Source organism: Nitrosomonas nitrosa (assembly GCF_003051105.1).
GTDB lineage: Bacteria > Pseudomonadota > Gammaproteobacteria > Burkholderiales > Nitrosomonadaceae > Nitrosomonas > Nitrosomonas nitrosa.
This window is the reverse complement of the sequence record NZ_QAOO01000032.1, coordinates 1-16058: the sequence shown is the minus strand read 5'-3', so window position 1 is coordinate 16058 and position 16058 is coordinate 1. Positions and strand designations below refer to the sequence as shown.

General features: G+C 46.5%; 7 protein-coding genes and 1 pseudogene. 7 read left to right on the top strand and 1 reads right to left on the bottom strand.

What is annotated here, in order from left to right; all coding sequences use genetic code 11:
• The first annotated feature begins 51 nt into the window (after positions 1 to 51).
• The 7 genes and pseudogenes from C8R30_RS15990 to C8R30_RS16490 form a co-directional block, all read left to right on the top strand.
• Positions 52 to 207, top strand: coding sequence for a hypothetical protein (locus C8R30_RS15990; RefSeq protein ID WP_181258756.1), 156 nt, complete (start codon positions 52 to 54; stop codon positions 205 to 207).
• 129 nt (positions 208 to 336) lie between these two features.
• Positions 337 to 513 (top strand): hypothetical protein, encoded by a 177-nt coding sequence (locus tag C8R30_RS15985; protein WP_181258755.1) that lies wholly within the window; start codon positions 337 to 339, stop codon positions 511 to 513.
• Positions 510 to 1520 carry a hypothetical protein gene (locus C8R30_RS13715; RefSeq protein WP_107790379.1) on the top strand — a complete coding sequence of 337 codons (1011 nt, stop codon included), beginning with the start codon at positions 510 to 512 and terminating at the stop codon, positions 1518 to 1520. The genes C8R30_RS15985 and C8R30_RS13715 overlap by 4 nt, the downstream gene beginning before the upstream one ends.
• 483 nt (positions 1521 to 2003) lie before the next feature.
• Complete coding sequence (locus C8R30_RS13705; RefSeq protein ID WP_107790377.1) at positions 2004 to 2921, top strand: encapsulin; 918 nt, start codon at positions 2004 to 2006, stop codon at positions 2919 to 2921.
• Positions 2922 to 2949: 28 nt separating this feature from the next.
• Entirely contained in the window at positions 2950 to 10659 is a 7710-nt protein-coding gene (locus C8R30_RS13700; protein ID WP_107790376.1) for a neuraminidase-like domain-containing protein, read from the top strand.
• Between the two features lie 19 nt (positions 10660 to 10678).
• Positions 10679 to 13915: a Tc toxin subunit A-related protein gene (locus C8R30_RS13695; protein ID WP_107790375.1), complete on the top strand. Its 3237-nt coding sequence runs from the start codon at positions 10679 to 10681 to the stop codon at positions 13913 to 13915.
• Positions 13916 to 13940: 25 nt separating this feature from the next.
• Positions 13941 to 14129: pseudogene (locus tag C8R30_RS16490) on the top strand (IS481 family transposase); the annotation flags it as partial.
• Positions 14130 to 14240: 111 nt separating this feature from the next.
• Here C8R30_RS16490 and C8R30_RS13690 read toward each other — a convergent pair.
• Complete coding sequence (locus C8R30_RS13690) at positions 14241 to 15434, bottom strand: tyrosine-type recombinase/integrase (RefSeq protein WP_107790374.1); 1194 nt, start codon at positions 15432 to 15434, stop codon at positions 14241 to 14243.
• Positions 15435 to 16058: the final 624 nt, after the last annotated feature.

Sequence of the window (16058 nt, the reverse complement as noted above, 5' to 3'; positions counted from 1 at the left end):
GTGGAACCATGAAATGGGTTCCACCGAATGAAATTGGTATGAATGTGATGCATGTTTTTGCTTGATTATCGGCGGATCACCCTGACGGGCATCCGCCCTACAGAATGTTTGATAAAAGGAGGTTATGCCAGATTATCGGAGATATCGGGTGCCGGCAGGGACGTATTTTTTACGGTGAATTTGCTGGTGCGGCATATTGATCACTGACGCGAGTCGGTGCGGGTAACCAAACAGATGCGACCGTTCCATATTGATGCCTCGTAGCGCTGTCTGACCCTATGCACTGGTATCTGGACCTTGCCGGAAGGCGATGCCGATTACGCGACTCGTTAATGTTTGATCAAGCTGTTGTTCGCCAAAGGTTTGCTCAAACAGGAACGCTTGTCCGCTGCCCGGCAGCTGCGCAAGGAACGTGGCATCTGGCTCGTCGCTATTTGGAACATACGATTGGCACCGAACACAGCCAAATTCACGCCTGGCATAGGTGAGCATTTTTATGGAGAACGAACATGACCGAGGCAAAACATAAATTATGGCCATTCAGCCCACGTGCCAGTCTCATCACGGCCGTCGTGCTCCTCGTGGGATTCCTGCTGCTGGTCGGTCTTCTTCGAACCTTTGTGGCTTGGCCAAGCGCGCAGTCGGAAAGCGTGGTTCTCATCGGCATTCTGGCGCTGAGCTTGCTGCCGATAGGACTTGCATTACTCGATAAAATCATCGATCGCGGCGGGGCTATTGAATACGGGGGCGTTAAGCTTGCGTTTTCTCAGAGTTGGGAACTGGGCAGCCGAGGCCTTACGGTTGCCGCAAATATCGGGGTCCGTGGCGAGGCAATCACCGGCAGCAGCACGACCCAGATTCTTGACGCCTTGAAACAGGCAACGGCATGTGACATTGTCATTATCGACCTGAACGAAGGCCAGGCATGGTGGGAAACGCGTCTGCTGGTCCTACTCTCAGGCGCAGAACGCCGCGGAAAACCCCACAAGATAGTGTTTGTCGGTAAGGACGCCGGCAAAGAACAGCAATTTCAGGGTTGGTCCTATGCAAGCGAGCTCCTGCCATGCCTCTTGAAAGCGCACCCGCAATTTGAGAAAAGCCTGCATGCTGCCCGCGCGGTGGCAAGTCAACTGGCGTTGACAGAACCTGGTCAGCCGCCCAATCTTCCATTAGGCCCCCTTGCACTGCGATACCAAAATATGGCCAACGACAACGATCCCGCCACCGGACTGCCAAATGACCTGTTTATGGAGCAGGCGCTTCAAAGTGAACTTGGCGAAAAAGTTGAACAGCAGGAAGGATCCCGCAGCATCAACCTGGTGCGTCTGGAAGAGTTGTTTCGTCCCGTCCTGATCAAGAACTGCATCGACCTGAACTGGCCAGCGGATCGTCAACTCGACACCTTCCTTGGAACCGATGCGCCATTTCTGGCAATCACGCAGGATGGGAGGTATTCGGCGGTCGTGTCGAGACTGGCGCTGTTGAACCAACTTCTTAAACCCCTGCTAAAGCCGAGGTAAGTTTGCGTCAATGTGTTGATTCCTTCAAGACGACACCAGGTCACGTAACAAACTAGGTGAAGACTCGGTTGCTATGCATCAGGACCTAGGTAATGATTCTTTCATGGTACGCGCTGGCGTGCGCCGGGCACGCAAAGGTGTTGGTGGACAAGATGTGGTGTATTTGATGTTCCTGAATAGTGTTCAAATAGGCCAAAAGTTTGATCATGATTGATCGGCTCAAGGGTGAGCAACTGCAAGCCTTTGGGGGCATCGAGCGCTTGAAAGAATGTGCCGATTCCATAGCACACTAGATGTAGAGGGTGATACTGGCCATTGATTACGAACGGTGTCTATTAATGGTTTTTAGGTTTATGGGGTCATGAACGTGCAGGACCCCTCTTCAACAACTTCGATTTGGAGGGTAACAAAAACGTTCTATTTATAAAGTTTTATGGTTTCAAAGACTAATTAGTCAACTATCTCAATAATGAGGAGAACGCCATGAGTACAAGTGAAGTTAACTGGGAAGCGTCCGTGTGGAAGGAAATCAATGACGCTGTCGTGATGGAAATGGGCAAAGTGAGAACCGCACAAAAAGTGTTTCCCACGATATTGCTTGATAATAACCCAACCGAGATTCCGAACGATGTCATCAATTTTACCGATTTAAGTATCAAAGAAGGCCAAACCAAGCAATTCGTTGAAATCTATCATGAGTTTCCGCTGACGGCTACGCAGGTTACTAAAGAGGCCATGAACAAGACCTGCAAAACGCTGGCCCGGATGGCAGCCAAAGCGATAGCATTGGCCGAGGATGCTGTTATATTTCAAGGTCAGCAAGCAAAACTTCCAGCAAATGTGAAAGTGGATGCCATCGATTCTGCCAGTGATGGCTTACTGGGTGAAGCCAATCCCAAAGATGCTAATAACGATGATCCCAACAAGGTCAGCGAACCGATTGAGGTAAAGTCTCAAGCTGGCTCTAAACCAGGCGTCTTATATGGGGAGAATACTTTTGCGGCAGTAGCAGAAGGGATTGCTCGACTTACCGCCAAAGCGCAAGCCCCTAAGTTCGCGCTTTTTTTACCGGTCAAGGCCTATGCCGATGCCTTTGTTCCGCCCAGCGATGCTAGCTTGGTCACGACGGCCGAACGAATCAAACCGTTAGTCGAAGGTGGATTCATTGAAACCGTTACCTTACCCAAAGACAGAGGGTTATTGGTAGCGCTTGCCGGCGATCCGACAAGTCTCTACGTCGGCCGCGAGGCAACCACAGAATTTGTGCGTAAAGAAGGTTCAAAGTATTTCTTTCGGGTCGTTGAACGCATTCAGTTCGTTGCGAGGGACCCTCGCGGGTTTGTCTTGTTAAAGTTTGAACAGCCGGCCGCTACTACCTCAACAAGTAGAAAAACTTCATAAATTTTATCTTTGATTCGGGTGGCCATTTATGAGCTTTGAAAAGTTAAATGTAGGTGACTTTGGTGCAGAAGTTACCCTGCTACAGGCAAATCTGAAAAAACACGGATTTAAAGTGTCTGTCGAAGAAGAAAAGCGTCAGTTCTTCGGTCCGACGACGCGAGAGGCCGTTGGCGAGTTTCAGAAAGCGCATGGTATCGATCCTAGTTGTGAGGTTTGTAAACAGACAGCTGCTCTGCTAGAAAATCAGTCCTCAGTGGCTAATATTGTAGGTGCTGTCTCGCATGCTGATAACGTTAATTTATCACATCAAATATCTTCCGAGTCAGGGTTGGTGGAACAACCTGTATTAAACTCGCCATCTGTCATAAAAAGACCATTAAAGCTAATTATTCCGCCACTAGACCGAAGCGATCATGGGGCAGATGTGGTTAACCTACAAGAAGCTCTGCTATTGTTGCTCGAACAGCAGATTATTAAATTGTCGGACCAGTATTTTCCATTGCTTTACCAAGGGCTGAAAAACGAACAAATATCGCAAATATACAATGACTACACTGAAAAACTTATAGGAATTTTTCAAGAGCAATTCTCAACCAAGTTCCACCTGAGCGTAAATGGTGAAGTGGATTTACCGACTGCCGATGCACTCAATCATCTGTTAACAGAATTGGGAGCGTTGCCTTCAGGACAAAATGAAGAAGAAACATTCACTGTCGACGGCAAGGTTCAAAGCGTCTCACGGGCAGGGGTCAATAGGCTGCGAGTTGTCATTGTAGATAAAAATATCGGTGGCGATGTACCTCTTGCTGAAACCGTAACGGGAAAGGATGGTTTTTATCAATCCAAGTTCCTTGTTCAAGGTTTGCAAGAACGCTGCAAACAAAGACCCGATCTTCAGTCTAGAGTTTTTAAGGATGAGACAACATACCTTGGCGCCTCTGATGTTCGTTACAACGCGACAAATTACGAAACGTTAAATATTGTTTTGGATGAACAGGCGTCATCTGCTCTTGCTTCAGAACATGAAACGTTGACTAGTGAGCTTACCGATAATTGCCATGTAAGTTTGAAAGACCTCAAGGAGACTGAAGATCAGCAAGATATAACCTACTTGGCCAATAAAACAGGATGGGATGCCCGTGCAGTTGCTCTTGCCGCACTGGCGGATCAGTTCAGCGCCAGGACGGCGAATGTCGATAACAGTGATAAGATTGAACCCGCTTTTTTTTACGCACTCTTTCGCGCCGGGTTGTCAGCCAATGACGATGCGATCTACCAAACCGACGCCAGTACCGCAGAAGCCATTTGGAAGCAGGCCATCGCCCAGGGCGTAATTTCATCCACGCTGGAGAACAGACTTCCTCAGGTGTGTAAGCGTTTCCAGAGACTTGCCGTGCAGCGTTCTTTGGATACCCCGGCATTGGCCGGAGTATCCTCTCTCAGGGAAATGCTTTCAGTGTCACTTGGCGATGATTCGGTGAGGCAACAGCAATTCGCTACCCTGTACACTCAGCATCGCGCCGAACCGGACAAACTTTGGGCTGCTGTGCGAGAGATTTTTGGGGAGGCCACAGAAAAACGCTTACGGATCGATGGACAGCTCTCTTATCTGACGCTTAACAACGCGCCACTGATCAGCAAGCTACATTTATCCGCTGGTCAGAATGGATTGTCGCAGCCCCTCGATCTGGTGGATCAAGGGTTTTACCAAGCTGAAAAGTGGTCTGAATTGATCGGTGACAGCATAATCCCTCCTGAGATCAGCGGCAAAGACGATACGGAGAAACGAGTTAATTATGCGGAGCTAATGGCGGCGCAAGTTAGATTAAGTTTTCCCACGGCTGTGGTCGCAGAAACCATTAAAAATATTGGGGGCTATAATTTCAGTGTTGCCAGCAGTTTCTTGCGCGAACATCACGGCAAGTTCGAGCTTGGAATGCAGCCAATTGAACAATATATTTCCCGGAACACCCTTCAGGTAACCAAGGAGGTCACTCATGCTGTTAAGCAAATACAGCGGGTTTATCAAATTACGACTTCTGATAGCGCGATGACTGGATTACTAAAAAAGGGTATCGATTCGGCATATGCAGTAGTCAGTTATGATCGGGATGATTTTATTCGAATCTTCAAGGATGATGTAGGCGGTGAAGAAAACGCCTTATTGATTTACGCTAAGTCGCAGCAGGTACATAACGCAGTTATAAACATTGCGACATCATACTTAACCGCCAAAAGCGCGTCCCCAATCGGAGTTCACAGTCCTGCCCAAGTCGTGGCACCAGCATCCAACGTACCTGCTAATGCCGGTGATGTTATTGCCTATCCGACCCTTGAAAGTCTTTTCGGCGAGATGGATTACTGCGCTTGCGAACACTGCCGCTCCATCCTGAGTCCGGCAGCTTATTTGGTGAGTCTGTTGCAGTTCATTGATCTAAAGCGATACAACAATGAGGGTGTCGAATTGCCAAAAACTTATGTAGGAGCAAATCCGTTGGATGTCCTTCTTGAACGTCGTCCGGATATCCAGCATCTCCCGTTAACCTGCGAGAACACGAATACACCACTGCCGTACATTGATTTGGTGAACGAAACACTCGAGTATTTCATTTTCAATAAGCTCTCGCTCGAAAAATATGAAGGGTATGACACCAATGGCGATGCAAGTGCAGAAGAGTTGTCAGCAAATCCGCAATATGGCGAAACACAATCCAGTACAGAGGCTTACAAAATCCTTGCAGAGGCTTACTTTCCGCCGCCACTGCCGTTCCATCAGCCGCTGGAAAACCTGCGCCGTTATTTCGACCGGTTTGAGTCCCCGTTACCCGAGGTTATGGAAACTCTTCGAGAGAGCGACAACCTTGAACGCTCTAATCCAGCTGATCTGGCTAATCCTATTGAATACGGCTGGCGCGATATTCTGATGGAGGAGCTTCGGCTCTCCCGCGCCGAGCATGCACTGCTCAGCGATGGCGCTTTAACATTGCAGCAACTTTATGGCTACCCGACGACAAGCTCGGAAGCGGATGTTTTAGGTGGGTACTTATTTAGCATTGGGCTGAATTTTATCCAGGAACTGAACAAGGGTGAGATATCCCAGAGCCTACGTCAGCAGTTTGAACAACATGGCAAGATTCTTTCAGATATATGTAGAGTGGAGCTTAAAAAAGCCGAAAGCAATTGGGCAATTGTTGATGCTTTTGTGTATGACATCCGTAATGAAAACAATACACTCAATGTGTATTTAATGGGCCTTTCGAATGCGAAAACCTTCACTCGTCGAATGGGTGTTTCGTATGAAGACATCATCGAAATTCTGCATACCCGTTTCGTCAATCCCAGCGCAACGCTAGTTCCTAAACTGGAGCGATTGTATGTACCTTTCATCACATTAAAGCAATTTAAAGATGGCGCGATTGACGATACCGAGTTCGATAAATTATTACCGCAGGGGCTCGATGACGCTCAATACGGTGGTGATATCAAGGCATGGGTAAGAAACGAAGCTAACTATGCCAACATCATGAACCTTATCACACTTGCAAACCCTGCTGGTGTAGAGGACATTTGCAGTTTCGATAAGCTGGAGTTTCGTTACTCCGATCCCGACAAAATCAATAAACCAATTCGTGCTTTCGAGTTTTATCGCCTAATCCGCTTCATTCACCTATGGAAAAAGTTAGGCTGGACTATTGACCAAACCGACAAAGCTATTACCGCGCTTTATCCGACAGACCAAACACCGAACGATATGAATGACACGGTGAACCTACAACGACTCGATGCCGGATTCCTGACACTACTGCAGCGCTTGGGAGTCATCAAGCGTGTGATGGAAGCTCTCAACCTAAAGCCGAAAAAAGACTTACTCCGATTATTGGCCTGCTTTGCTCCCATTGATACGCACGGGGCAGTATCCCTCTACCGGCAGATGTTCTTGAGTCCGGCATTGCTAAAACAAGATCTCGTGTTAGCCGACAACGGTTATGGCGGCTTTCTCACGGACGAAACACAAAAGCTCTTGATGCACACGGAAACACTCCGTGCTGCATTCCTGTTAACTGACGATGAGTTGAATCAAATTATCACGGAATTAAAATACGATGCTAATACTTTATTCACTATAGACAACATAAGCTCGATATTTCGCCGGGGTTGGTTGGCGCGAAAGTTAAAAATTAGTGTTCGCGAGTTATTGCTGCTGACGCGTTTCACCGGGTTTGATCCGTTCACCGCACCGGATGCGCCGAATCCTCCTATCTGGCGTTTGATCGAGGTGTTAAACTGTCTTCGAGTTGTATCGTTGAAGCCAGTACAGGCGCTTTATCTCATTTGGAACCAGGATGTCAGCGGGAAGTCTGTTCCTGGTGATGGCGAGGTTTTAGGGTTTGTGCGCACCTTGCGCACTGGTTATGCAGCAATCGAAAGCGAGTTCGTAGTTGTAGATGATCCGGATGGTCAGATTACGCGAGCAAGAATAGCGCTAGTCTATGATAACGATAGCACTGACAGGTTTTTTGGTCTTCTAGATGAAAAAACGCTTACCAATGTACCATACAGCCACGACAAAGCCACTTTGGAGCAGGCCATATTGGATGCGGGGCAGAGCAAAATCTCGTATGACAATCTACGCAAACGCCTTTCCTACACCGGGGGTGTGCTGCCTGACACACTACGAGATACCCTTAAAGGCGTTCCAGGAGTGACCCAGGCATTCAAGAATGCAGTGGACGAGATCCATAAGAAATCGAGGTCATTGTTCGACCGCTTCCCGGAACTGTTGCCGCTCTACAATGCCTATGTTGCTTCGAACGAGCATTCAGAGAAGAAGCGTACTAATCTATTGACAGCGCTTCTAGGGACGCTCAAGCCCAGGCGCAAGCGGCAACAGGCATTACAGGCTATAAGTGTTGCCGCAAAGACCGATATTGGGTTTTCCAGTGCTTTGCTTGACAATAAACTGTATGGTAAGTACATCTTACATGCGACCAACGATGTCAGCCAGCCAGCATTAAATGATCTTACAGCGGTAGAGACACTTGGTCTTTCGACCCAGTTCTTTTATCGTGACACGGCGACCGGTGTTGTGGATCTCACCAGCGATACCGAAGCCAATTTGGACTATTCCTTCGCCGCGAAAGACAAAGCAAAGCTGCCGAACAACGGTGGTAACCCCATTTCAGGAATTTGGAGTGGATATCTAGAGGTGCCGGAGAACGGCTTTTACAATTTTCATGTCGAGACCGACTTCGATGCAGTCGTGGTCTTGACCGTAGACGGCAAGACTATTGATTTCGTACAAAACGACAATATACGCAGCAACAAAGATACCGTCGAACTGCGTGCGGGAACACTTTATCCCATCTCTCTCAAAGTAGAGAAAGTGAAGGACATGCTCACGGTGCGCTGGGAAACTGAAGGGCGTGGCAGGGAGGTTATCCCGTCTCGCTATTTTTACTCAGAGACACTGACTGCGCAGCTGCGCGCCACCTATATTCGCTTTTTGAAAGCTGTTTCATTAGCAGAAGCACTCAAGCTGACCGCGAGCGAAACCGTGCATTTCGCTTCCCATAGCGCTTATCGTATCGCTGACCAAGGCTGGCTGAATAATCTACCGGTTACAGGCGATCCAGATAACGCCACATCTACTGCGCTTCTCAAAGCGCTCACGGCACTGCTTGGCTTTTCTCGCATCAAAGCTGAGATTTCTCCCGACGATGAGCGCCTGCTCACCGTCCTCAATAATCCGGAAACGATAATAAAAAATCTTACCGCAGTATCTGCCAAACCTGAGCTCTTGCTGATTTCCCTCACGCGCTGGGAGCCTGCATCGCTCGACGCATTACTTGTTCGATTTGAAAAAATAAAAGACGGCAAGGCAGACCGAACTGCGTTAAAAGACTTAGATACGTTTAGCCGAGTATATATGGCCTATTCAGTTATGAAAAAGTTAGGTATTCCGGCATCCGCTTTGATCAAAGCTACTACTAACGAACCAAACGCAACCATTATTCGTGATTTACAGTCCGCGTTGCGTGCCCGTTATGAGGAGAACGATTGGCTCAATGTGCTAAAGCCTATCAACGATGAAATGCGTGCGTTACAGCGCGATGCTCTGGTCGCTTACATTTTGCATCAAATGCGTGCCAATCCTAATTCGGCGCATATTGATACGCCGGATAAGCTTTTTGAATATTTCCTCATGGATGTGCAGATGTCGCCTTGCATGCAAACCTCAAGGATTCGTCATGCTCTGTCATCAGTCCAGTTGTTTATCGAGCGCTGTCTGATGAATCTCGAAAAAAACAAAGTTGACCCATCGTCTATTAAAGCAAAGCAATGGGAATGGATGAAACGCTACCGGGTTTGGGAAGCCAATCGCAAAGTATTCCTCTGGCCGGAAAACTGGCTTGAGCCCGAGCTACGCGATGACCAGTCACCATTTTTCAAAGAGACGATGAGTGAGTTGCTGCAGAGTGACATTACCGAAGACAGCGCGGCGGTCGCACTGCTGAATTACCTTTCGAAACTGGACGAAGTCGCCAAGCTTGAACCATGCGGCATCCATTATGTCGAGAATGATGTGGGAACCTCGGACGATATCGCCCATGTAGTAGCCCGCACCTCTGGAGGCAACCGGAAATACTTCTACCGCCGCCGGGAGTTCGGCTACTGGACGCCTTGGGAGCATATCAAACTCGATATCGAGGATAACCCAGTCATTCCGGTGGTATGGAAAGGCAGACTGTTTCTTTTCTGGCTTAGAATTATCAAGCAAACACCTCCAAATACTGACTCACAAGCGGCAACTCCCGCTCCCAAAAAAGATCCGAATGATCCTAAGAGCAGAGAAAAAAATTTTTCTGAAATGTCCTTGAGTGAAGCAAAGGGAGCGGCCAAGGAGGATGCTAAGCGAAATATTACTTTAAAGGTGCAAGCCGTACTTTGCTGGAGCGAATACTACAACGGCAAGTGGCAGGCAACCAAAACGTCGGATATCAACAAGCCGACGACGCTTGGCGCCTTCGATATTACCGGAACGAACGCCTTTAGTCGTTCTAATTTACAGCTTTGGGTCAGGAAAGCAGAGACGGAGGATGCTCTTCTCATTTTCCTTTTTTATTGGGGCGGGTCGACCACATGGTTCAAAATACATAATACGCACAGCCTGCCAGTCAGACACGAGGATCATAGGCTAGCTGCAGTTAAATCTGCATGGGAGTTGTTCACCACGCAACCGCCAAATTATTTCGATACGAAGAGCGAGATCTTTAAGGTAACGTATTATTCAAAAAAACCAAATGGGAGTACTATGAGCCGCGCGGTGCTCCATATGAAGGGAGGAGTCCCGTATGGGGTTGTGCAACCGCTCCATAATTTTCAGAGTCGGTGGGACGCCCCGTTCTTCTATGAAGATAGCCTTCATGTATTCTACGTCACTACCACAGAGCAGCTTGTCACGATCCCTATGTGGGACGGGTACCTTCCCATAATAATTCTACCGAAGCCGGATTTAATTATCCCTCCTCTGGTATTTTCGCAAGTTCAGATCATTACGGATCTGCTTGGCCCAAAAATCTCTGGGCAGAATATGGAAGTGGTGAATACTGCTCAGATCGAGCGGTTTGTCAGTGAGGATACCTATATCAAGAAGAGCATTAGTACGACGGGCACAATATTATTCGGTGGCACAGAGCTTGGCTCAACTGGAAATCGCAATACTTTCCAAAAAAGATAAATCTGAGGAGACTGAGACAATGAGTGTCAAAAAAATTAAAGATTTCCATAAAATTAAGGATATGAGCCATTGGATTGGAAATTTCACACAGAGTCAGGATACTCAGTTTACTTATACTTTCGAAAATTTTTTCCATCCGTTTGTCGGGGAGTTGGTGGAGAAGCTCAACAAAGAATCATTGTCAGGATTGCTTGACCCCAATTTCCACCAAGGGCTAGCGGATAAATTTGGTAGTTTCTTTGAATCATACTACACGCCCCAATCTAGCGGTGTTGTGAAGTTTACGGACTTTCCAATAAAGGAAATCGATGTCAGCGTCAGCGGTCCTTATTCGAATTATAACTGGGAGCTGTTGTTTCACATACCTCTCACCATTGCGACGCATCTGAGCAAGAACCAACGCTTCGCCGAGGCGCAACGTTGGTTCCACTTTATCTTCGACCCTACTTGTAACGACACTTCACTCCCTCCGCTGCAGCGCTACTGGAAGTTCATTGCCTTTCGCAAGCCCGATCACTTCATGCAGATTGACCAACTGCTAACATTGCTGAGCAAACCTGACGACGAGTGCAATGATGAAGAGCGTAAGTGTAAGAGTGAGATTGAGAGTGGCTACAGGGCAATCATGAATGACCCGTTCAAACCGCACAAGGTGGCAAGAACCAGGCAAGTTGCTTATCAGTACTGCGTCGTTATGAAGTACCTGGATAATCTTATTGCCTGGGGTGACCAGCTTTTCCGGCAAGACACGATAGAATCCATCAATGAAGCAGCTCAACGCTATGTGCTGGCTGCGAACATTCTGGGGGCACGTCCTCAAGAAATTCCGCAAAACTCTAAAGTACAACCTAAGACGTTTGCGCAGATTAAGAAGCAAGGGCTTGACGCGACTGGCAATACCTTAGTCGAGCTTCAAGGTAATCTAACGCTCAACTTCGGTTTACCGCAAAAGCAAGGGGCAGACCCAAGCGCCACCGGGCCACTCTTCGGCATTGGGCGCACGCTTTACTTCTGTATCCCGCGCAACGATAAGCTGCTTAGTTATTGGGATACAGTGGCCGATCGGTTGTTCAAAATACGCCATTGTATGAATATCGAAGGTGTGGTGCGCCAGCTTGACCTTTTTGATCCGCCACTTGATCCCGGAATGTTGGTCAAAGCTGCGGCAGCGGGTATCGATATAGGGTCGATAGTCAATGGGATGAACCAGCCGATTAGCCCGGTACGCTGCTTGTTCTTGATTCAAAAAGCGCTTGAGTTGTGTTCTGAAGTGCGTGGTCTAGGCTCTGCACTGCTCTCCACGATCGAAAAAGGCGATGGTGAGCGGTTGGCACTGCTTCGGCAAAATCATGAGATCAATATCCAACAACTGCAGCAGGAGGTACGATTTTTGCAATGGAAATCGGCGCAAGAGTCTACTACATCGCTTCTCACTAGCCGCGCAACAACGTTGGAGCGGTTCCATTATTATCAGCGTTTATTGGGAGCGTCTGCCGATCCGAATGCGCCGGATACCTTAAACCTAATTCATCCCGAATTAAACGAGGAAAACTTCGATGAGATATATGGCAAATTAGTCGGGCAATACGACAAACCCATTGCAACCCAGGCTTTTCCGCAACTAAATCTTACCGATGAAGGAAGAGCCAGGCTATATTTGACGACCAATGAAAATGATGAATTTGTTCATTTGAAGGCAGCGCGTGACACGGGTTTTGCTGCCACGGTATGCAATGCAATCGCAGTGGGTTTCACCCCCGTTCCTGACGCTAAGGCAAATCTTCATTTTTGGGGATTAGGAGCTACTGGCGACTTTAAAGTTGGAACAGCGCTTTATGCTGCGGCTAAGATCGCAGGTGATGTTCTCGGTATCATCTCTACATGGGAGCGTGAACAGGCTGGCATGGCGGCTAAAACTGCGTCATACGAACGCCGCGCCGATGAATGGTTACTGCAATACAATCTCGCTGCTCACGAACTAATGCAAATTGGACGGCAAATCCTTACCTCGCTGATAGCCGAACAGATCGCTCATCGAGAGTATCTCAACACCAAGAAGCAAATCGAAAATTCCTTGGAGGTCGATCGGTTCCTGCGCGACAAATTTACCAATGCCGAACTCTATGGCTGGATGCAAGGCGAAATCTCGCGACTTTTCTACGAATACTACCGATTCACCTTCGATACGGCCCGCAAAGCTGAACAGACGATGAAACGGGAACTGATGCGCCCCGAAGTGGATGCAACTGATTATATCAAATTCAACTATTGGGATGGCGGACGCAAGGGGCTGCTTTCTGGTGAGGCACTTTATTTGGATATCAAACGAATGGAGATGGCCTACTACGAAAACAACAAACGCGAGTTTGAGCTGACCAAGCATGTGTCGCTGCGACAGCTTAATCCTTTAGCCCTTCTGGCCCTGAAAGCAACAGGGAATTGCGAAGTCACCGTGCCTGAGTGGTTGTTTGATCTTGACGGCCCCGGCCATTATATGCGTCGTATCAAGAACGTCAGTCTGTCTATCCCGTCGGTAGCTGGGCCCTATACCAGCGTCAGCTGCACGTTGTCGCTGCTCAAAAGTTCGCTCCGTAAATCACCATCGCTCAAAGATGACGAATACGCTCGCCAGGGTAGCGAAGATGATCGTTTTATCGATTACTTTGGTACGGTTCAGTCGATAGTTACCAGTAGTGGGAATAATGACAGCGGCATGTTCGAGACTAATTTGCGCGAGGAGCGATTATTGCCTTTTGAGGGCGCTGGCGCCGAAAGCACCTGGAAACTGGAATTACCTTCAGATTTCCGCCAGTTTGATTACAACACCATCGCGGACGTTATCTTACATTTTCGATACACGGCTAGGCAGGGTGGTGCTCAAATGCGGGATAAGGCCATGGAACATCTAAAGGAAGTTATAGGTAAAGCCAACTCCTCCGGACTCGCACTCCTGTTTTATTTGAAGCAAGATTTCCCAAGTGAATGGCATCGGTTTTTAACCGGAGCCAAGAACTATAAAATTATGGTGAAGACGGATCATTTCCCCTATTTCACTCAGGGTAAAGATATCGCTATTGATGAGTTGCAAATACACGCTCTGAAAATGAATAAAATCGAATCTAAAACACTAACAGGTCTCAATGCCACAGCTACAAATAATTTAAAAGAAAAAGGAGGGTTTGAGCTTTCTCTTGCTTCTGATGAGTTAGACAAAGATGCAGTTGTCTTTCTTTTGATTAGATATTCATTAGAGTAATGTCTAATCGGTGTTTTAGCGAAATTATGAAGTGGCCTTACGCAAGAAGCTGTACTACAATTTGAGATCCTTACAAAAGTATCTGGGCAGCTGGATCGATTATTACAATAATGAAAGAACTTATCAGGGTAAAATCTGCAATGGAAAAACTCCTATGGAGACTTTAATCAGTGGCAAAACAATTTGGAACAGTAAAAATCTGAACCAAATCTAATCTGATAGATACCCTATCAATTCGGTAATTGTACGATCTGATCTGAGCTAGTACATTTTATTCAAGCTTGACGGCTTTAATTGTCAAAATACCAATAATTATTGCAATTTATTATTTCTTTTTCTTAAATTGCACAATTTCGCCTGGCTTTGTTAGTCCACCCGCTGCAAGCATTGCACTTGTGGCTGTATTAACCGAGTCTCTAACCGGATCAAGATCAAGCCGCGCATAAATCGCCGTTGTATTTTGGTTCTTATGATTAAGCGATTTGCCAATAATCGCCAGCGAAGCACCGGTCTTTGCTTGCCAGCTTCCCAATGTGCGCCTTAGATCATGAAGTCGCAAATCTTTTATTCCTGCACGTTTTAATATGCGCTCCCATCCTTTTCTTGGTTCCTGAAGGTGTCCTGATTTGCCAATGCCGGGAAAAACAAATTCACTATCATCTGTTTTTCGGTTTTGCAGAACCTTAATTGCTTCAGGTGAAAGCGTTACCGTTTGAGGTGTATCGTTTTTTGTTGCCTCGATACGCCATTCAGCGCGTTCGAAATTAATATCCTGCCATTTCATGCTACATACATTTGATCTGCGTGCGCCGGTCAATAGCGAGATTAAAATATAATCTCTAACTGTTCCATTTGGCTCTTCTGACAGTGCCTGAAAGAATCTTGGCAGCTCATCACTTTGAATGAACCGGTCTCGACTTTTTTCTTTGTTACGCTTGATCCCGATAGCCGGGTTGTTTTCCCAAAGCCCTGCTGATATTGCCCAACCGAACACGCTTGAAATTAAGGCCAATATTCTGTTGGCAGCAATTGGTCCTGATTTTGTTGTTATATTGCTATGAAGTAGCGATACTGTTGCCCGATTTACATCTGACAACTTTTTTTTGCTCAACTGTTTTTCAATATGATTTTTATAATTATCCAGATCATCTGCCCATGTTTTTTTCTTTGTTTTAGAGTGTCTTTCTAAATATTCGGCAAATAAATCACAGAAAAGAAATTCTGATTTCAATTTGCGTTTAGCTTCGGCCGGGCTTTTGCCCTCAGCTATAACCAAATTGATTTCCATGGTTTTTCGCCTTGCCTGGTCAATCGTCATGTCAGGATAGCGTCCCAGTGTTATGCGTTCAGGATTGCCACCTTTTATACGTTTAAAGACGCTAAAAGTCTTGATGCCGGTCGATGATATGCGCAAGTGCAAACCGCTCACCTTTGTGTCATGATACGTATCACGCTTGCCTTTTTGTGGCAAGGGGAGGGCATCAATCTCCGCTTTTGTAAAGTTGAATTTTTTAGCCATGGCAAATCGGGGTTACGCCGGGGTTACATTTTGGGTGCATTTTAGTGCATTTCTATCAATGCGCGTAAATACCAAAATTACCCTGAATACTGCTATGTGTAAAGGTCTGCGTATTTATATAAATTTTCATGAATACGGATAAATACACAGGATTTGTGATTTGTAATCAGAAGGTCCCGAGTTCGATTCTTGGTGCCGGCACCATTTTAATATTCCTTATAAATACAAATACTTATAATTATATAGATGTAAATTAGTGTCAGCCCGAAAACTCATAAATTGAATAAGTAACAAAAGGTTACATTTTATTTTTAGAGACGAAGTTTTCTTGGGAATAGAGTAAAGCTGGGTTTTATTAGCTAATTTTTGCTTATTTTTAGGCGAAATAGCCTCAAACTTCGATTAAAATCAGAGGGAATATCATTCTCAAGATATAAACTTCGTTGGTGTGGAGGGCGAATGCGCGTTGTACAAAATATCCAGATGAAATTGGGTGAAATTGACGTATCTCAAATCAAATTTGATCTGACGGATCTTCCCTGCCCTTATTGAGCTAACCTATTGAATAGAATCGATATAGTTTTATTATGGATATTATTGTAGGCATGTAATATATTAAATATA

Bases quoted from the DNA above. Each gene is read 5' to 3' on its own strand.
- C8R30_RS13705 (WP_107790377.1), top strand. From the start codon at position 2,004: ATGAGTACAAGTGAAGTTAACTGGGAAGCGTCCGTGTGGAAGGAAATC.
- C8R30_RS13695 (WP_107790375.1), top strand. From the start codon at position 10,679: ATGAGTGTCAAAAAAATTAAAGATTTCCATAAAATTAAGGATATGAGC.
- C8R30_RS15990 (WP_181258756.1), top strand. From the start codon at position 52: ATGTTTTTGCTTGATTATCGGCGGATCACCCTGACGGGCATCCGCCCT.
- C8R30_RS13715 (WP_107790379.1), top strand. From the start codon at position 510: ATGACCGAGGCAAAACATAAATTATGGCCATTCAGCCCACGTGCCAGT.
- C8R30_RS13700 (WP_107790376.1), top strand. From the start codon at position 2,950: ATGAGCTTTGAAAAGTTAAATGTAGGTGACTTTGGTGCAGAAGTTACC.
- C8R30_RS13690 (WP_107790374.1), bottom strand. From the start codon at position 15,434: ATGGCTAAAAAATTCAACTTTACAAAAGCGGAGATTGATGCCCTCCCC.